The following is a 15158-nucleotide window of genomic DNA, read 5'->3' on the forward strand; positions in this document are numbered from 1 at the left end:
TTTTATCCTTTCAAATAATCATAAATCTCCTGCACAGTACCCAGAGCCATGAGTTCTTGCTCTTTGACTAGACGCTTGAGGTCTTGGTAAATACGACTGCTTTCAATTTCTTTCTTTTCTGCTTCTTTATTAACTGTCATGACACCTTCGGTGATGCTGACAAAGCCCAGTTCTTCAAAAATCTGAATCATTTTGACTAAGAGAATCGGGTCGATTTTCAGGTAAGCCGCCAACTCTTTAAGTTTATAGCGAACATCAAACTCAGGGAACTGGTAGATTGTCTTGTAAAGTTTAGCAAATTGCTCACGAGTACCATAACCGGTCAGATAGTAAGGCTTGGCAATTTCATTCTTAAAGTATATCGCTTCGAAATCCTGAGACTGAAGAATATTCTTCAAATCCTGCAAGTCATCAGGCAGGTCATAAACCACAACTGCTCTGCTATTTGTCAAATCCGGCAATTCCTCTGTAAAACGCAAGACTGGAACCTTGTCAGGCAGCGTCGCATTTTTGCCTCGGATATTGAAAAGCTGAACGCCGTCCACACGGGCATCTACCAGCATAAGCTGAAGACTGGTCTGTCCATTCCATTTATTGACAGAGAGGCTGACAGCTAGCTCCAGATTCTTGGTCTGGGCAAATTCTGTCGCCAGGCTTCCTTGCCCAAAAGCTACTACTTCGAAAGATGCGTCTTCCTGAGAAATTTTTAGCTTGAGATGGCTATTGCCAGCTCCCATAGTCCGAGCATTGTCCACTTTAAAGTCTTTGAGGTAAAAAAGCGGCTTCTTATTGTCCATACCAAAAGGCGCCAGTTTTTCGAAGCTTTTGAGTGTATCAAGGGTCAGTTCTGGTAGCTGCAACTCCTCGTCTAAATAGAGTGTTGTTTTGCCAGTCAAATCCAAATCATTGTCTAAGATGTAGGCTGTCAGGATATCAGATAGCTCTGCTAGTTTGTCTGCTTCAAGGGTCATTCCAGCTGCTCCAGCATGGCCACCAAAGGCTACAAAGAGATCACGGTGACTGTCCAAGGCCTCAAAGATATTGACTGCTTCAATACTGCGGGCGCTGCCCTTAGCGATGCCATCCTCAATATTAAGCACTATGACTGGCTGGTGCAGCTCTTCCAGCAGGCGCCCAGCGACAATCCCTAGCACACCGGGATTCCAGCCTTCTTTGGCCAACACCTGCACTGGTCTCTTAGGGTCCAGCATGGTTTGTGCCTCTTCATAAATCTGCTGGACAATTTCCTTGCGCTCGTCATTTTTCTGGTTGATCATGAGAGCAATATCACGAGCTTCTTCATCGTCAAAGCCTGTCAAAAGCTCAACCGCCGGATTTGGATCATCCAGCCGTCCCAAGGCATTGAGTCGGGGAGCAAGCTGGAAACCAACTGTTTCTTCATCCAGTTCATCAGACTGAATACCCGCAATTTTGAAGAGTTCCTGAAGTCCTACTCGCTGGGTATTTTTTAGGACGGAAAGGCCGTATTTGACCAAGATCCGATTCTCTCCCGTCAGACTGACCATATCGGCAATGGTACCGATGGCAACTAAGTCCAAAAGTTCGACTTGGACTTCTTCCAGCAAGGCTGTTGCAAGCTTAAAAGCCACCCCGCAGCCAGCCAAATGCTTGAAAGGATAATCCGCTCCGCTATGTTCCGGATGGACAATCGCATAGGCATTTGGCAGCTCCTCAGGCATAGAGTGGTGATCCGTCACGATGACATCCACGCCCAGAGACTGGGCCAGCTCGATAGCTTCATGTCCCGCCACTCCATTATCCACTGTAATAATGAGCGAGATGCCTTGATTTTCAATAAAATACTTGTAAACACTGCTATTAGGACCATAGCCGTCCGTAAAGCGATTGGGCAGATAGACCTGACACTCAGCCCCCAGCTGCTCCAAGGCTTCCTTGACAATCGATGCCGAAGTCATACCATCAGCATCATAATCACCATAGATTAAAATCTGCTCATAATTCTCAATCGCTGAGCGAATGCGCTCCACTGCCCGCTCCATATCATGCAGGTCATAAGGGTCGTGAAGCTGGTCTAAACTAGGCTCTAAAAATTCCTGCAAAGCTTCTTCAGTCTGCACTCCTCTTTGGTAAAGAAGACTGGCAACAGCGGGTTCTAGCCCAGCCTTCTTAGCCTTTTTTAAAAATTTTTCATCTGTAAAATTTGTGGCAAACTGCCAGTCGTATTTTGAGCTAATCATGATAAGTGAAACACTTTCTCCGTTCAATCTTGTCTGAATATTATAACATGAAAAGACTGGTTCAACCAGTCTCAAACTTCTTATCTTCGAGTAAGGCTCTCAGCCTCACTCATCCAGGTATAGTCCCTTGGCAACGCTTTGGTCAATAACTTCCTGAGCCAATTCCCAAAGAGTTTCAGAGGTTTCTTGTATAAAGGATTTTTTCGCAATAACCTGCGACTTGGTCAGGCCATGAGGATTGTCATGGGGCTGTGCGACTTCCAAGTGATTGAGTAGGGGTACCAAAGCATCCATCACTCGGGCATATTTAGCCCCTATGCTAATGCCGGTTTCAAATTCCTGCCAGAGCTCTAAAAAGGAATCCTGATGATCTGACGGCAGCTTGTTCAAACTGATTTTCAAGGAGTCCAGCTCTCTATCGTAAGAATCGCTCTTGCCCGCGTCGTCAAAGATAAAGGTATCACCAGCATATATTTCTCCCAAATCATGAATCAATAACATAGACAAGACATTTTCCAGATTGACTTCTTAGGGGATATATTCTCGAAAGACTAGCGCCATAGGCGCTCCCTGCCAACTATGCTCAGCAGAATTCTCAAAACGATAGGCATCCAAGGTTCTGTTGTTCCTATGAGTGGCTTTCAGTTTTTCCAGCTCATTTGTAAAAGCTAACTGCTGCTGTAGATGTTCAAACATAGGGAAAATTCTTTTGAAATGTTTTTATTATTATATCACAATATCCTCAATATGATTGTCAAGATTTGTCTGAAGTATAAAAATGACAGTTGAAATAATTAGTGATATACTAAGACAATAAAGGTTAATTAATTGCAAACTTTGAAAGGAATAATAATGACCTATCTTTTAAAAGTAGAAGATTTTGTTAATATAGAAGAAAATAAGAGTTCCTTCGTTATCAATGATATNGTTGCTATTTGCAAGCGAAATAATAATCCCAATCGAGACTATTTATTTGTTAATAAATATCAAGCTAAGCATTATCCTGTTAAAGCCCATAACACGCTGCAGCTATTTTACGAACTCTATCAAGAAATAAAAAGGCAAATTCCTTCTGACAAGCGTATTTTGGTTGTTGGTTTTTCAGAGACGGCTACTGGGATCGCCCAGGCAATCATGCATATGGCCTTGGAAAATAAAGATCTGAAAACTGTCTTTTATTTACAGACTACTCGAGAAAGCATTAACACAGATATCCAAAATATCTCTTTCGAAGAAGAGCATTCACATGCAAGTACACAAAAATTATATTATCGCTCAGATATTCCTGACTACGATACTGTCTTGTTTATCGAAGATGAAATAACAACAGGAAATACAATTGTTAACTTTATTGAAAAATTTCAAAAAGTTAAAGACGGTATTTCTTTTGCAGCCGCTTCTATATTAAACTGGCAAAATACAAAGAATCGTAAGATTTTTCAAGAAAAAGAAATCAAAAGGATATACCTAGTCAGTGGACAAATGAGAGATAATACTCCTCTCATAGAACTGAAAGAAACAACACTGGAAAAACCAAGACTAACTTCAGACGTTCACTATCATTTATCTGACAACCTCAATCCTCGAACAGGTCTCACTAAAGAAGAGTTTTTAGTCTTCCAAAAAACTGCTCTAAATCGATTGACTTCGCAAGTCTCTCGGAAATCTAAAGAAGAAACAATAGCCGTCATTGGAACTGAGGAAAACATGTGGTTACCAATTAGACTAGCCCAAGAACTTGATGCAGAGGTTCGCTCCACCACAAGAAGTCCTATTTCCCTCTCCAGTGAAGACAACTATCTTTTCCATAACGGCATAGCTTTGGCCAGTGCTTACGAAACGAATAGAATGACTTTCCTTTATGATATTGAACGTCATTATGACCAAATTATCATCGTCTATGAGGTTATGACTGATGCATTTCGAACAGCTCTTCAAAATAAACTGCAGCCCTTTAGTAAGCAAACATTAATTTTTGTTAAACAATAAGAAAGGCTTTTATGAATTTAGTAAAAACTAGTTACCCTGAATCCGATGTAACCATCCTCTTACAAGATGTGCGTGGAAAGGTTCCTGTATTAGACACTGCTGAAAGAGAAAAGTTAAATCAACAGGGCGTTCACTATTCCGAAATGCTACCTCTAGAATATGCCCCAACAGAGCGCTATATGAAAATCTATCAAGAAAGCCTCGCAACTCTTTCTTTTGAGACTGCTAACGCTATAGCAAGTCTTTCTGAAAAGATTTTCAAGAAAAAAGGAGAAAATCTTGTTTTAGTTTCCTTAGCAAGGGCAGGGACTCCTATAGGTATTCTAATAAAAAGGTACCTTCACTATAAGTATCAGCTTGATGTGCCACATTATAGTATTTCTATCATTAGAGGTAAAGGGATTGACATAGCCGCCATGAATATTATAGCCAACAAGCACCATCCTAAAGATATTCAATTCGTGGATGGTTGGGTTGGAAAAGGAGCAATAAATACTGTCCTAGGAGAAGCCTGCCAGAGGTTAGCAGAGGAAAATAAACTCTTTTCCGAACTTGATCCTACTCTAGCTGTACTCAGTGATCCAGCTTCGGTAACACCGCTTTATGGTACTCGTCAGGACTTTTTAATTCCTAGCGCTTGCTTAAATGCTACTGTCAGCGGCCTCGTCAGCAGGACGGTCAAATTAAAAGAAATGAGTGACGACGAGCTTCACGGAGCCGTTTATTATGCAGAAAACGAAGCTTACGACCATTCATTGGAATTCTTAGATAAAGTGCAATCCTATTTTGACCAAGTTCAATTAGATTATTTTAATCCTTCACAAGAAGAGCTCAATGAGGATTTCAAAGGCTTGGACGAAGTTAAGAAAATCGCCCAATCCTACAATATTAGTGATATCAATAAAATAAAACCAGGAGTTGGTGAGACAACTAGAGTTCTGCTTAGGCGCCTTCCAGACAGGGTATTAATTCGAGAAAAGGCTAATCAAAAATACCTTAAACATATCCTTCAATTATGTGAAGAAAAGCAGATCCCAATCGAATATGTCAACTTACAGAAATATAATGTTTGTGGCATTATAAAGGAAGTCGCTGATTTATAGTTTATCTCTTGACAAAGACCATTTTATAAATATACAATGGTATCTATAAAGCAGGGGAGAGCAGACTTTAATAAGCTATCTCCAGTGATTTAGGAGGTACAAAGCAAACCATCTGCACTCTTCGTTTAACTTTTATACAAAGAAGACAAAAGATGTGACATTATAATCGTAGAAAGCAGGTATATTTCATGTCGACCAGTCTGCAAAATCTGCCCTTTGAACTTTGGCGTTCAATCACAGAACGAAAAGGAATACAAGCCACTTTCGCTCCTGTTTTTACACGATATATCGGGGTTGAAAATCAAAGTAAATATGATAGTGTATTAAAAACTATTTTGGTAAAAGCTCAAGAGGATTCAACTCACACTATTTACTTTGACGGCCAAATCCCAATGGATGCAGATTTTGATTTCATTAACAGCATAAGAAACGAGCTTGCTTCAATGGAAGTTAGTCAAATAGCCAGTCAGGATATTACACTCTTTGAAGATGCAGAGCTCAATCACCAATTTCTGATTGCTCTAGAATATATAACAAACCTTGCTATCCGTCAAGAAAATTTCCTGAATAACAGCGTGAGAAATAATTTTATATGCAAAATGCTACTCTATGCATACTTACATATTTTTAGCTTATCCTATCAAGATAGAGATTACCTTACAAACAAGTGCATCTACTATGGTAGTATTTCAAGACACGATATATATTTCTTGCTGTTACTAAATCGCTTTGGATTTGATGTCATTTATATCAATCCACTAAAAGATGATGAAAATTTTGCTCAAGTTGACTCTGATCAAATCAGTACTGTCCATAAAAACACTCAAATCCTGCCTATCCAAAGTTGGACAGAAAGAGCTAAAAATGGACAAATTATAGAGGAAAATCGTTCAATTACACTGGATATAGAAACACAAATTGAAGAACAGTTATTTACAAATTCTGGCATTTATAGGCCTTGGCAGTTCCGAAATGGAACGACAAGCCCCATTTTCTTCAATTCAACTTTAATTGATGTAGAACAAAATTGGAACGCACCCGCAAAAGTTCGGAACGGATTTAAGACCGTTGAGAAAACAGTCTATGTCCCACATTTCTTTTTTGAAATAGAGGGAGAATATAATCCAATTGACAAGTATGCCCATTTGGTCAATATCTGCTCTTCGTCTGATAATACGCTCGTTTTAACATCCAATGGTGATGAACTGATTACTCACGAAATTAATGATTCCGATAAGTATCAGCTTATGTTTTGTCAACTCAGTAATGGAAGTTTTGATATTGAGGAGATTATGAAGCTCCCATTCTATCGCTATGCTCCTTATAACGATGAAACAGAAAAATTCCTTCTCAATAAGATTAACGAAACCATTGCTGATACTCGACTATTCAAACAACCATTGACAGTATCCAAAGAAGAAATATTAAACTTTGCATTGTTGATTCTACAGTTGGATAAAAGAGTAATTCGACTCATAGATAGCTTTGATTTTACTGGCTTTATACCCAAGATTGTATTTTTCTTGGAAGGCGAAACTCAGTTATCAAAAAATACTTGCTATGTCCTTGCCTATCTTGGAAAAATTGGTTTTGACATCATCATTTTTTCACCTGCCGGCTTATCTGACCTGAACTCTTATATTAATGCAGAGTACTTTAACACTATCAGGTTAGATGTTATAAACTATGAGCAAAGTTTTCAAGCTATTCAACGAAAGCAGAAAAAACAAAATTTCTTCAGTAAACTTTTTAATTAAAGAAAGGAAAACAATATGCCCATCAACACAGGAAGTTTTGATTCGACTCCCCAAGAGATTAAATCAACTGAACTTGAACTTGCTAAACCAGAAGTGCTAGCTGACAATTTAGCCTATAAGCAGAAGCTGAGATCACTGCCTGAGGTTCAGAACCTCACCAATGAGATTGATATTACTAATGTCAACTCAATTATGGCTTTCGGTCAAAAACCGAGTGAAGGGATTTCTCAAATATCTGATGCTCTACTATCTTCTATGCGGAGAGTAGATGCAGAGGAAGCTTCTCGAATGCTCGTCCAACTCACTAAAATCATGGATAAATTCGATATTAAAGAAATTGAAAATCCAGAAAAAGCATCTGCTCTGCAAAAATTATTTGGTAAAATAAGGAATAATATTGATAAACTTTTTGCTAAATATGAAGATATGGGTAAAGAAGTTGATCAGATTTATACCATATTGAAGCAATATGAAGTTCAGATTCACCAAACCCAAGAAAATTTGGAAAAACAATATAAAACGAATGTGGCTTACTATGAAGAATTAGAAAAATATATTGTTGCTGGCGAGATCGCTCAAGAAGAAATCGAAGAATACAGCAATCAGATCGCGACTCGTACAGATATAACAGATCAAGAAAAACAAACTCAACAGCAAAAGCTAAGTATGATTAAAGACATGCTCGCTCAACGAACTTATGACTTGCAAATTGCTGAAAACGTGGCCATGCAAACCTGTCCTATGATTCAGACCATGCAAATGTCTAACTTTAATCTGATGCGGAAAATCAATTCTTCCTTTATTATCACATTGCCAATCTTCAAGCAATGTTTGGTTCAAGCTATTCAATTAAAAAGACAGGAAATTCAAGCTAAGTCTATCAAACAATTGGATGAAAAAACAAATGAACTTCTAATTCGTAATGCACAAAATACTGCTAATCAATCTGTTAATATTGCTCGTATGGCTGGTGGAAGCTCTATTCAAATGGAGACTCTTCGTACAACTTATGAGACAATCAAAAAAGGAATTGAAGAAACCAAGCAGATCAATAATCAAATTGCTGAAAAGCGAAAAAGTGATTCTATTGAGTTAGAACATATGAAATCTGACATGGCTGAAAAAGGTTTTATAAGCGGTCATTGATATCACTTAAGATATGGTAGCAATAACTCTTACTTGGCTTCCCTTAAGCTAAAGAGTTTTAAAAATATTATGATTCAGAAAGGAATATCTATATGGATTTCACTCATTTAAACTCTGGCAGCTCTGCTGCTCCTCTTAACCTCTCTAAAGGGAGCGTTTTAGATTTAACAAAGCAGGCTCCTGCATTAAAAAATTGTATTCTAGGTGGCGGATGGGATATGGCTGTTGCTGGACCCACTGCTGACCTTGACTTAGCTGCCTTCTTAGTTGAAGAAAACGGCCGCGTTGCACAAGTACCAAATGATGTTATTTTCTTCAATAATATGTCTGCAGCTGGAATTCGTCTTGAAGGTGATAACCGTACTGGAGAAGGCGAAGGCGACGATGAACGAATCCAAATTAATCTTGATGCAATTGAACCTCGAATTAAGAAAATTGTCTTCTTCATTACTATTTTTGATGCAGTCACTAAACGTCAGACTTTTGGCATGATTAAAAATGCTTTCGTCCGCCTCCTAGATGCTGATAATAACGAACAGGAAATCTGCCGCTATGAATTGAGTGACAGTTATTCTGCTGATACTTCTGTAACAGCTTGTTCCCTCAGTCGGACAGCTAATGGTTGGGCTTTTGAAGCTATCGGTGAGGGAGCTATCGCTGACCTCAACCAACTCTTGTCTCGCTATATGTAATTAAGAAAATAGAAAGGAAAATATTATGGGACTTTTTGGTAAATTATTCGGTGGAGATGAGCAACAAACCCAATCTCCTGCTGCTAACACACCTATTCAAACAGTTAGTACGGAAGGGCGTGAAGTTACACTCGATTTAAATAAAGGAGGCATGCTTAACCTCGCAAAGAATGACTTCCTTAATCTTTCTAAAACGGATTTCTCTTTAGAAAATATCCGAGTTTCAGCAGGATGGGATGTTAAGACAAGTTTCTTTGGCTCCGACTTCGACCTTGATCTTTGCGCCTTCCTTCTTGATGCTTCTGGTCATTTGACCCGTTCAGTTAATGGTCTTGTCTATTTCGGTAAAAAGAAATCTCAAGGTATTCAGTTAGATCATGATAACCTTACTGGTGCTGGTGACGGTGATGATGAAAACATGTTTGTGAATTTCAATAATATTCATCCAGATGTGGCTCAAATCGTTGTAGCAGTTGTTATCTATTCTGGTAAAAATCGCAAACAATATTTTGGCCAAGTAAAGAATGCCTACGTTCGTTTAGTTGATCAGGCACAACGTCCTGAAAAAGAAATCGCTCGCTTCAATTTATCAGAAGATGGTGGTAAAGCGACGGCCGTTAAATTTGCTGAACTTACACGCACTGTCAATGGTTGGACTTTCAAAGCAGTTGGAGAATACCTAAACGCTTCAATCCAAGACATTGAAAAATCTTACCGTTAATCAGAAAGGAATCTCTCATGGCTATTAATTTCACCTCACTTGGCGGACCTGCCAACCCTACTCCAACACCCACTGAAGTTGCTCCTGCAACGGGAGGTGTATCTCTTGATTTAGAAAAAAATACTATCCTGGACTTAGCTAAAGCTGCTCCAGGCCTTACAAAAGTTGACTTATGCGCTGGTTGGGATATCTCTGCCGGCGGTGCCGATTTTGACCTTGATATTTCTGCTTTCCTATTAAATGAAGCAGGTAAAATTACTTCTGCTAGTGATGTCATTTTTTATAATAACAAAACTGCTCCTGGGATTTACTTAAATGGTGATAACCGTACTGGTGCAGGAGATGGTGATGACGAAGTTATCAGTTTGGATTTAGCTACTCTCTCACCAAGTATCCATAAAATCATTTGTGCTATTACCATCGATCAGGCTATCGCCCGCCGCCAAACTTTCGGCATGGTTAATAATTCCTATGTTCGCTTAGTTAATGTCGAGAACAATTCTGAACTTTGTAAATTCCAGCTGAAAGATGATTATTCGACCGATACAGCTGTTGTCTTTGCAGAACTCGTAAGAGATGGTTCAACTTGGGCTTTCCACACCATCGGTGAAGGAAAACAGGCTGATTTAAATGGTATAGCTGCACTCTTTAGCTAAAGACAAACAGTAGCCATATCAAGTTTTATTGACATGCGAAAAAGAGACTGAACACTATTGTCTCAGCCTCTTTATTTTTAGAAAGGACAAATAAACCAAATGAATAACTTTAAAGGGCTAAGCTCAGCTGAGGTTGCAGCAAGTAAATCAGCTCATGGTGACAATAAACTTTCCAGTAAAGAAGCCAATTCACTTCTCTCCATTTTTATTGAATCATTTAAAGACCAGTGGATTTTGATTCTACTTGCAGCCTTAGGTCTCAAAATTATTTTCAACTTTATCGGTATGATTTTCCCAGGTATTGGTGAAGCAAATTGGTACGAAGCAATTTCCTTGATTTTTGCCATTCTTCTATCAACTGGATTTTCAGCTATCTCACAATATCAAAATGAGCAAAAGTTTAATACATTACAAGAAGAAGCAAGCAAAACTAATGCTAAAGTCTATCGTGACGGTAAACTTAAAGAAATTTTAGTAGATGATATTGTCAAAGGGGACCAAATTCTACTTCAAACTGGTGATAAAATTCCTGTTGATGGTATTATTCTTGCTGGGGAATTAAAAGTAAATCAAGCTATCTTGAATGGAGAAAGTGAAGACGCTACAAAAATCGCTTTAGGTGATCATGTAGAACCAGATAGTCAGGACCTCTTTACAGAATTAAAAATCTTCCGTGGAACTGTGGTAACATCTGGTGAAGCTGTTATGGAAGCAACTGATATTGGTGACCATACTGTTCTTGGAAGCATCAATACCTCTCTCCAAGAGGATGGGAAAGATTCTCCATCAAAAGAGAAATTGAACAAACTGGCAGAAAATATTGGTGTTCTTGGATACAGTGCTGGTGCGGCTTACTCTGTCATCAATCTTATTCTTGGTTTACTCGCTTTAAATGCCGCAAATAATTTAAATCTCTCATCTATTTTCTTATTAGTAATTGAAACAATTCTCTTTGCAGTGACTATCATTATCATGGCAGTTCCAGAAGGGTTGCCTATGATGCTGGCTCTTGTGTCTTCAATGAACTCAGGCCGCTTATTAGCTCAGAATATTCTGGTTCGCCATCCAGATACTATTGAAACAGCTGGTTATATGAATATCCTTTTCAGCGATAAAACTGGAACAATTACAGAGGGGAAACTATCTGTTGTTGATTTCTTCCTTGGCGATGGAACTCTTTATGAGACAACCGATGAGAGTTCTGCTGCTGATTTCTCTAGTATGTCTGAAAAGTTACTCAAGCAAGTTATTCATGGTATTGGTTTGAATAATGACGCTAATGTTGCAGACGGTATAGCTGTCGGAAGTAACGCAACTGACCGTGCGCTTTTAGATTTCCTAATCAACCGTAATCTCTTAGATTTCGATACAAACACTATTGCTGAAAAAGAACAGTTTAATTCTGCTAAAAAATATGCTAGTGTTACAACTAAGTCAGGCGAAATTTACATCAAAGGAGCACCAGAATTTATTTTAGACGATTGTCATTTCTATCTTGATAAAGACGGAAATAAGACCGCTTTTACTGCAGCTGATAAAGATAAATTCTCTGCTATCTCTTTGGAACAGGCTAATCGTTCTATGCGCCTTCTCGCTATCCTTAAGAAAGAGGGAGCAGACAAAATCTTGATTTCTGTTGTATGTATTCGAGACAATGTACGAGATTCCATTAAACAGACTGTTGAAACAATGAATAAGGCTGGAGTTCAAGTAGTTATGGTTACAGGGGATCGTAAAGAAACAGCTGTCGCTATTGCTAAAGAAGCCGGAATTGTTACCAGTGATACAGACTTAGTCCTAACCCATGATGAGCTAGAGAACCTCTCTGACGAAGAATTAAAAGCGCAACTCCCTAATATGAAAGTTGTAAGTCGTGCCTTACCAATGGATAAGAAGCGCTTAATTGAAGCAGCACAAGATCTTGATATGGTTTGTGGTATGACCGGTGATGGTGTCAATGACTCTCCTGCTCTTAAAGCTGCTGATGTTGGTTTCTCTATGGGGGATGGAACTGAGGTTGCCCGTGAAGCTTCTGATATAGTTATTTTAAACAATAGTTTGACTTCTATAGAAAAAGCTGTACTTTACGGTCGGACAATGAGCAAATCAGTTGGCAAATTCATTATTTTCCAGCTGACAGTTAACGTAACTACTATTGCTATGTCTCTCCTCTCTCCTCTTTTTGGTCTGAAAGAACCATTTACAATTATTCAAATTCTTTGGATTAACCTCATCATGGATACTCTAGCTGCTCTGGCATTTGGTGAAGAACCTACCTTAAAACGGTATATGAATGAAAAGCCAGTAGCTAAAAAAGCTAATATTCTGACAAAATATATGAAGTCTGCTATTGGAGTTGCTAGTATCTTCATTACTCTTGTCTGTCTAGCTATTCTTAAAAATGTAGCTGGTATTCAAGATTTCATCACTAATGGAACTGGAAACTTTGAAATGGTGACTACCTTCACCTTTACTGTGTTTATCTATGCGATTATCTTCAATTCCCTCAATACTCGCAGTACTGGTCTTAATGTTTTTGAACATATTTCGGAAAACAAAAAATTCTCAATTGTCATGATTTCCATTGCTATTGTTCAATCTTTAATCATTCAGTTTGGTGGACAGGTCTTTAACACTGTTCCTATGGATATTGAACACTATATTGTAGCTCTTGCGATTGCTGTTCTGATTATCCCAATAGACTTCATTCGAAAAGCTCTTACAAAATAAATGTTAGTTATAGAAAGGCTGAAACACTAGTGTTTCAGCCTTTACTTATCGGATCTTTTATAGTAAGATTGGTATAGTTTGATGAATTTACACACTTCGATAACTAAAATTTATTCTCTTAAGTCATTTAAGTTTGACCAAAAATTTAAGATAATCAATCTAACTTTAATAAGCTTTAAATATAACTACTTGAAATTAAAAAAGAAATTTTTGTTTTCTATTAAAATTTTACACCTATCAGTCCCAAAAAAGAGAGGAATATTATGCTTTTTGCTACTGATTTAGATCGAACCGTCATTTATTCTAATAAGTTTGTTGAAAATTATCAGACTGTGTCTTGTGTAGAACATCTAGCCGGACGTGAAATCTCCTATATGAGTCATAAAGCATTGGAATTACTGGCTCAAGTCAAAACTCGCTGTGATATCCACTTGGTTCCAATTACAACTCGCTCGCTAACGCAGTTCTCACGCATTATCCCCCTACAAGACTGCCCTTATGCTGTTGTTGCTAATGGTGGAATCATTCTACATAAAGGCCAACCTTTAAAAGTCTGGCAGGAACACATCGAAAGAACTAGACAAATACAAGCTTTAGATTATCCTAAAATCTTAGAAATTTTAACTAAATATCAAAAATACTTAACTAGAACTCCGTCTTTGGTTGACAATTTATTCTTTTTTACTAAAGTTACCGAAGATCAGGATATTGTTCAAGAGTTTATCTTGCCAAATCTTGAAAAAGATTTAAAAAATTTAGAATGGACTTTCACTCTTCAGGGGCTTAAACTTTACATCATCCCTAAAGAAATTTCTAAAGAAAACGCTCTTTCTTTTTTAAAAGACTATNTCAAAGAAGAATTTCTAATTACTTCGGGTGACGGAAAATTAGATGCTGGCTTCTTATCTTTAGGCGATATAAAAATGATACCAAAGAACAGTGAAGTTTACCAGCTTATCGATAATAAAGATAGCTATACGATTGTTAACCAAGGAATAGAAGGCGCTGAGGATATTCTTTCAGTAGTCCTCGAACAAAAAACTTAAAAGTGTTGAATGGAAGATTTGAATGAAATTTACTTATAATTCTATACCTCTATTTAAAGAAGGTTGCCAATTTAATCAAAATTCCCCAAAAGATTTATTGCAATATGCAATATCTGGACTTCTTTATATGCCCGCTCATCGAACTCAGATAGTTGATGAAATCATTGCTGGCCTCCATCCTTGCTGTAGCTCAATCTGCCTAGATCTAGAAGATTCTATTGGAGATGGAACTGTTCACCAAGCTGAATTACAACTCTTTGAGACTTTAGACAAACTGAATCAAGCCTTGGAAACTGGCCAGCTAGATTTTGATTCTCTCCCTTTAATTTTTATCCGAGTCCGTTCTGCCCAACAATTTAATCAAATGCTCGACCATTCTTCTCCTGATATCTTTAAAGTAGTTTCTGGATTTAATTTTCCTAAATTTGATTCTACTACTGCTCCTGCCTACCTTCAAGTTTTCGACAATTTTAGCAAAAGAACAAATCATACATTTTACATAATGCCAATTCTTGAAAGCAAGAGCATCATGAAAAAGAATACCAGAATGGAAGAACTTCTTTTTATATCAGAGTTATTAAAACCCTATAAAGAGCAAGTTTTAAATATCCGTGTGGGTGCAACTGATTTTAGTAATATTTTCGGTATTCGTCGTAATGTCCACCAGACTATCTACGATGTTAAACTTATTGCTGACTGTTTAACAGATATCTTAAATATTTTTTCCGCAGATTATATCTGTTCAGGACCAGTATGGGAATACTTTAATAGCCAATTTCAAGACGGGAATTGGGCTCATGGATTGAAAAAAGAGCTAGAGTTAGACAAACTTAATGGATTCATTGGAAAAACTTGCATCCATCCTTCTCAGCTAAGCCTTATTGCTGAGAATAACATTGTTAGTTTAGAAGACTACCAAGATGCTCTGACCATTCTTAATACAAATCAGCAGCAAATTGGTGTAATAAAAGGATATAAAGAAAACCGGATGAATGAAGTGAAGCCGCATAGCAAATGGGCAAAGAAAATTATCCAGTTAGCAGCAGTCTATGGCATAGCTGAAGGAGATAATACAAAGGATAATTCACTGAAATCGTAG

11 protein-coding genes and 1 pseudogene are annotated in these 15158 nt (G+C 37.9%); 10 read left to right on the forward strand and 2 right to left on the reverse strand.

Annotation, left to right across the window (positions count from 1 at the left end; genetic code table 11):
* Window positions 1–2 precede the first annotated feature (2 nt).
* Both recJ and D8793_RS02920 read right to left on the reverse strand, forming a co-directional pair.
* On the reverse strand, window positions 3–2219 hold the full coding sequence (gene recJ, locus D8793_RS02915) for a single-stranded-DNA-specific exonuclease RecJ (RefSeq protein WP_125370704.1): 2217 nt from the start codon (window positions 2217–2219) through the stop codon (window positions 3–5).
* Between the two features lie 105 nt (window positions 2220–2324).
* Window positions 2325–2915, reverse strand: a pseudogene (locus tag D8793_RS02920) (HD domain-containing protein).
* A gap of 156 nt (window positions 2916–3071) precedes the next feature.
* On the opposite strand from D8793_RS02920, the gene D8793_RS02925 reads away from it, so the two are divergent.
* The 10 genes from D8793_RS02925 (at window position 3072) to D8793_RS02970 (ending at window position 15158) form a co-directional block, all read left to right on the forward strand.
* Complete coding sequence (locus D8793_RS02925) at window positions 3072–4208, forward strand: phosphoribosyltransferase domain-containing protein (protein ID WP_125386857.1); 1137 nt, start codon at window positions 3072–3074, stop codon at window positions 4206–4208.
* A gap of 11 nt (window positions 4209–4219) precedes the next feature.
* Complete coding sequence (locus D8793_RS02930; RefSeq protein WP_125370514.1) at window positions 4220–5311, forward strand: cysteine protease StiP family protein; 1092 nt, start codon at window positions 4220–4222, stop codon at window positions 5309–5311.
* A 188-nt stretch (window positions 5312–5499) separates the two neighbouring features.
* Window positions 5500–7068 carry a YceG family protein gene (locus D8793_RS02935; protein WP_125383822.1) on the forward strand — a complete coding sequence of 523 codons (1569 nt, stop codon included), beginning with the start codon at window positions 5500–5502 and terminating at the stop codon, window positions 7066–7068.
* Window positions 7069–7083: 15 nt separating this feature from the next.
* Window positions 7084–8214 carry a toxic anion resistance protein gene (locus D8793_RS02940; protein ID WP_125370516.1) on the forward strand — a complete coding sequence of 377 codons (1131 nt, stop codon included), beginning with the start codon at window positions 7084–7086 and terminating at the stop codon, window positions 8212–8214.
* A 92-nt stretch (window positions 8215–8306) separates the two neighbouring features.
* Entirely contained in the window at window positions 8307–8906 is a 600-nt protein-coding gene (locus D8793_RS02945) for a TerD family protein (protein ID WP_015605135.1), read from the forward strand.
* Between the two features lie 25 nt (window positions 8907–8931).
* On the forward strand, window positions 8932–9627 hold the full coding sequence (locus tag D8793_RS02950) for a TerD family protein (RefSeq protein ID WP_125370517.1): 696 nt from the start codon (window positions 8932–8934) through the stop codon (window positions 9625–9627).
* Window positions 9628–9644: 17 nt separating this feature from the next.
* The gene (locus tag D8793_RS02955) at window positions 9645–10283 is read left to right on the forward strand and encodes a TerD family protein (protein WP_125370518.1); all 639 of its coding nucleotides are present in this window, start codon (window positions 9645–9647) and stop codon (window positions 10281–10283) included.
* Between the two features lie 99 nt (window positions 10284–10382).
* Window positions 10383–13013 carry a calcium-translocating P-type ATPase, PMCA-type gene (locus D8793_RS02960; protein ID WP_125370519.1) on the forward strand — a complete coding sequence of 877 codons (2631 nt, stop codon included), beginning with the start codon at window positions 10383–10385 and terminating at the stop codon, window positions 13011–13013.
* 263 nt (window positions 13014–13276) lie between these two features.
* Window positions 13277–14059 (forward strand): HAD family hydrolase, encoded by a 783-nt coding sequence (locus D8793_RS02965; RefSeq protein WP_125386859.1) that lies wholly within the window; start codon window positions 13277–13279, stop codon window positions 14057–14059.
* Between the two features lie 22 nt (window positions 14060–14081).
* A complete protein-coding gene (locus D8793_RS02970; protein WP_125370521.1) occupies window positions 14082–15158 on the forward strand; it encodes an HpcH/HpaI aldolase/citrate lyase family protein in 1077 nt (358 codons plus the stop codon).

The organism is Streptococcus cristatus (assembly GCF_003943465.1).
Taxonomy (GTDB): Bacteria; Bacillota; Bacilli; order Lactobacillales; family Streptococcaceae; genus Streptococcus; species Streptococcus cristatus_C.

Bases quoted from the DNA above. Each gene is read 5' to 3' on its own strand.
- recJ (WP_125370704.1), bottom strand. From the start codon at position 2,219: ATGATTAGCTCAAAATACGACTGGCAGTTTGCCACAAATTTTACAGAT.
- D8793_RS02930 (WP_125370514.1), top strand. From the start codon at position 4,220: ATGAATTTAGTAAAAACTAGTTACCCTGAATCCGATGTAACCATCCTC.
- D8793_RS02935 (WP_125383822.1), top strand. From the start codon at position 5,500: ATGTCGACCAGTCTGCAAAATCTGCCCTTTGAACTTTGGCGTTCAATC.
- D8793_RS02940 (WP_125370516.1), top strand. From the start codon at position 7,084: ATGCCCATCAACACAGGAAGTTTTGATTCGACTCCCCAAGAGATTAAA.
- D8793_RS02945 (WP_015605135.1), top strand. From the start codon at position 8,307: ATGGATTTCACTCATTTAAACTCTGGCAGCTCTGCTGCTCCTCTTAAC.
- D8793_RS02950 (WP_125370517.1), top strand. From the start codon at position 8,932: ATGGGACTTTTTGGTAAATTATTCGGTGGAGATGAGCAACAAACCCAA.
- D8793_RS02955 (WP_125370518.1), top strand. From the start codon at position 9,645: ATGGCTATTAATTTCACCTCACTTGGCGGACCTGCCAACCCTACTCCA.
- D8793_RS02960 (WP_125370519.1), top strand. From the start codon at position 10,383: ATGAATAACTTTAAAGGGCTAAGCTCAGCTGAGGTTGCAGCAAGTAAA.
- D8793_RS02970 (WP_125370521.1), top strand. From the start codon at position 14,082: ATGAAATTTACTTATAATTCTATACCTCTATTTAAAGAAGGTTGCCAA.